The organism is Weissella oryzae SG25 (genome assembly GCF_000691805.2).
In the GTDB taxonomy this organism is placed as follows: domain Bacteria; phylum Bacillota; class Bacilli; order Lactobacillales; family Lactobacillaceae; genus Weissella; species Weissella oryzae.
In genome coordinates, this window is sequence record NZ_DF820519.1 from 1 (window position 1) to 1,963 (window position 1,963).

Consider the following 1,963-nt stretch of genomic DNA (forward strand, 5'->3'; position numbering starts at 1 on the left):
ACTTAATCTGTCGTTGTGCCATTACTTAACTCCTAACGCTTTCTGTTGTTCAATCATCACATCTGCTAAATCGTTCTCACGGCTGCTAGCTTGTAGAATTTCAAACGTTCTTTTGGTTAATGAAACTCTAAATTCCCGCTTCTGTTTAGTCGTGGCCATCTTCTACCACCTCAATTTTCATAACTTACTCCTATCACTTAATAGCAACCAACTACCATAAATAACTAATGCCGCTCCAACAATCATCATTCCAACAATCATCCAAGGATGTGCACAGATAAATAACCAAATTTGCCACCGCATCAGTAATCTCTCCTATCAACGTCTTCAAAGTAGACCTCTTCGAGACCGTTGTATTTTGCATCTTCCATTGTTAAAACTCCTTCTTTGAATAACTCTCTAACAAACCACCGCTTTAACTGTGGGCTCTGTGCTCGCCAAGCTAGCTGTTGGTTATCAGTCCATGTCATTATTCTTTTACCGCTAGGCTCATAAGCTTGTTGCCAAAACTTGCCGTCAGACTTACGAATAATGTAGTAATACTTATTCATCTCCAACACCGCTTTTTCTAGTGCTGTATTTGCTAATCATCTTGTAAGCATTTCTCAGTTCTTTAACTAAAGGCTGAGCTTCATCAACATCCCACTTCTCATAACTGCCTAACTCTCTTAAAATTCGCATTTTTTCTTTTTTCCAAAAGTTGTACTGTTCTTCATTACCCAAATAAAGCCCACCGTCTATATGGCCGCTACCTATACCATGTTCTTTACGGTAACGAACAGCATATTTGCTGCCATTTAGCGACCTAGCTGTATAACCCCAATCGTCAGCAATTTGTTCAACAGTTGCTCCGGCTTCTAGTTGCTCACAGAACTCTGCATATCTTTCTTCATAAGACCATTTATTTTTTCTAGGCATTTTTAAACGGGTTCACAGTCTTCTCACCCTCGACTGATAGTTTTACTAAATAATCAGCGTCCGTTTCACGTTTAAATCTAACAATACATTACACATTTAAAATAAACTGGGTTGAATATCCAACAACATTTTTTCTTTTGCTGCTTTGTAGAAATCTTTTTTTATTTCAAAACCATAGGCTTCACGACCCAAACTTGCCGCAGCTCTTAGAGTCGATCCGCTCCCAGCAACTGGATCAATTACTACATCGCCCCTGTCTGTAAAGATTTCAATTAACCGTTCCAACACACCTTGCGGCTTTTGTGTCGGGTGTACTTTGGGTATTTCTTTACCATCACGACCCCAACGCATCCAGTTAAAAATCATCTCGCCATTATTATTGAACTTTGGGAGCTTATCTCTATAAAGAACTGTTGCGTATTCAGTTGCACCAACAACCTTCATGTTTGCTTTTAAAACTTGCGGGCTAGTATCTTTTACAAAGACCATTGGAAAAGAATGCTTAAACCCATACTTCTCACCATATGCGGCCACCATCGGCATTTGTTGAAAAGAACTAAAGACAATCATTGCTGGGGCTTTACCAGTTTCCTTTGGCTCTTTAATAAGCATTCGATTGGCAAAGTGCATAAACTCAACGATATTGAAATTCTTATCTGTATCAAAGAATTGCTTATTAGCCTTGTCACTCTCACCCTTTGTGTTATCTCCATCTACATACCATTGATTTGAGCTTGCATACGCATTATTTCCCAAGTTATATGGGATATCCGCAATTAATAGTTGCGCTCTGGGTAACTGATATGATTTGAAATTCTGAAAATTATCGTTGTACAATTCAACTTTCACTTCGATTAACCAGTCCTTTAACATCTTCTTTAGTGCCTTGTTCTAATTCAATTACATCAACAACAATGCATGGTTTATCACTGTAGAGCTTCTTGGCTACAATCTCGACAATCTGATTATCATCATGCCAAAAGACACCGTTTAAACCATCTTCAAATGCCTTCAAGTAATTTGATAAATCCGGCTTTTTAACTGG

Annotated in this window: 6 protein-coding genes; all 6 read right to left on the minus strand. The window is 38.4% G+C overall.

What is annotated here, in order from left to right; translation table 11 throughout:
- Positions 1–21 precede the first annotated feature (21 nt).
- Positions 22–159, minus strand: a complete 138-nt coding sequence (locus TT13_RS11445; RefSeq protein ID WP_190279680.1) for a hypothetical protein — start codon at positions 157–159, stop codon at positions 22–24.
- An 18-nt stretch (positions 160–177) separates the two neighbouring features.
- A complete protein-coding gene (locus tag TT13_RS11690) occupies positions 178–303 on the minus strand; it encodes a hypothetical protein (RefSeq protein ID WP_278279357.1) in 126 nt (41 codons plus the stop codon).
- Positions 303–551, minus strand: coding sequence for a hypothetical protein (locus tag TT13_RS10760; RefSeq protein ID WP_027698802.1), 249 nt, complete (start codon positions 549–551; stop codon positions 303–305). Before TT13_RS10760 ends, TT13_RS11690 begins: the two co-directional genes overlap by 1 nt.
- The gene (locus tag TT13_RS10765; RefSeq protein ID WP_027699947.1) at positions 544–918 is read right to left on the minus strand and encodes a hypothetical protein; all 375 of its coding nucleotides are present in this window, start codon (positions 916–918) and stop codon (positions 544–546) included. The genes TT13_RS10760 and TT13_RS10765 overlap by 8 nt, the downstream gene beginning before the upstream one ends.
- Before the next feature lie 96 nt (positions 919–1,014).
- The gene (locus TT13_RS10770; protein WP_202815365.1) at positions 1,015–1,791 is read right to left on the minus strand and encodes a DNA-methyltransferase; all 777 of its coding nucleotides are present in this window, start codon (positions 1,789–1,791) and stop codon (positions 1,015–1,017) included.
- The coding region (locus TT13_RS10775) for a RusA family crossover junction endodeoxyribonuclease (protein WP_045477358.1) at positions 1,757–1,963 on the minus strand (207 nt) is incomplete at its 5' end. The genes TT13_RS10770 and TT13_RS10775, both read right to left, overlap by 35 nt.

Excerpts from the sequence above, each read along its gene's own strand:
- TT13_RS11690 (WP_278279357.1), bottom strand. The coding sequence starts at position 303 with ATGCGGTGGCAAATTTGGTTATTTATCTGTGCACATCCTTGGATGATT.
- TT13_RS10760 (WP_027698802.1), bottom strand. The coding sequence starts at position 551 with ATGAATAAGTATTACTACATTATTCGTAAGTCTGACGGCAAGTTTTGG.
- TT13_RS11445 (WP_190279680.1), bottom strand. The coding sequence starts at position 159 with ATGGCCACGACTAAACAGAAGCGGGAATTTAGAGTTTCATTAACCAAA.
- TT13_RS10770 (WP_202815365.1), bottom strand. The coding sequence starts at position 1,791 with ATGTTAAAGGACTGGTTAATCGAAGTGAAAGTTGAATTGTACAACGAT.
- TT13_RS10765 (WP_027699947.1), bottom strand. The coding sequence starts at position 918 with ATGCCTAGAAAAAATAAATGGTCTTATGAAGAAAGATATGCAGAGTTC.